Origin of the sequence: Terasakiella brassicae (assembly GCF_014641495.1) — a bacterium.
GTDB classification, from domain to species: Bacteria; Pseudomonadota; Alphaproteobacteria; order Rhodospirillales; family Terasakiellaceae; genus Terasakiella; species Terasakiella brassicae.
Genome location: NZ_BMHV01000067.1, coordinates 1 through 1113, shown reverse-complemented (window position 1 = coordinate 1113; position 1113 = coordinate 1). Strand labels below are relative to the sequence as shown.

Genomic DNA, 1113 nt, shown 5'->3' with positions numbered 1-1113 from the left:
TGATGATTTCAACGGCAGCGATATCTTTACCTATACGGTGACCGATGAAGACGGTGAAACTGTCACCGCCACGGTGACCATGACGGTGAGCCCTGAAAATGATGCCCCGGTGGTCGGCGCGATTAGCTTGCCGGACGGCACCGAATATCAGTCCTACACGGTGACCAAAGAACAACTTTTGGGCAATGCGTCCGATGTGGATGGCGATGCGTTGAACATCACCGGTGTGTCCGGTGGATCGAACCTGGCGATCACCGATAACGGCGATGGCACCTGGACGATTATTTCTGATGAGGAAGGGGCGCAAGACATCAGCTTCACCGTGTCCGATGGCACGGCCGAGGTCACCCAAAGCGCGACCATCAACTTTGCCGATGTGGACAACACGGCCAATGATGATGCGGCGAGTGTTGCAGAAGATGGCAGCAAAACCATCAATGTTCTGAGCAATGATCAGATCATCGATGGCGGCGAGCTGAGCGCTGTCACCCAGCCGGAAAACGGTGTGGTGACCTTTAATGCCGATGGCACGGTGACCTATCAACCCCATGATGATTTCAACGGCAGCGATAGCTTTACCTATACGGTGACCGATGAAGACGGTGAGACTGTCACCGCCACGGTGACCATGACGGTGAGCCCTGAAAATGATGCCCCGGTGGTCGGGGCGATCAGCTTGCCGGACGGCACCGAATATCAGTCCTACACGGTGACCAAAGAACAGCTTTTGGGCAACGCCACGGATGTGGATGGCGATGCGTTGAACATCACCGCTGTGTCCGGTGGGTCCAATTTGGCGATCACCGATAACGGCGATGGCACCTGGACGATCATTTCTGATGAAGAAGGGGCGCAAGACATCAGCTTCACCGTGTCCGATGGCACGGCAGAAGTCACACAAAGCGCGACCATCAACTTTGCCGATGTGGACAACACGGCCAATGATGATGCGGCCACGGTTGCAGAAGATGGCAGCAAAACCATCAATGTTCTGTCCAATGATCAGATCATCGATGGCGGCGAGCTGAGCGCTGTCACCCAGCCGGAAAACGGTGTGGTGACCTTTAACGCTGATGGCACGGTGACCTATCAACCCCATGATGATTTCAACGG

1 protein-coding gene is annotated in these 1113 nt (G+C 55.2%); it reads left to right on the top strand.

The window, feature by feature from the left end; translation table 11 throughout:
* A partial coding sequence (locus tag IEW74_RS17185) for a tandem-95 repeat protein (protein ID WP_188667408.1) occupies positions 1-1113 on the top strand: 1113 nt, incomplete at both ends.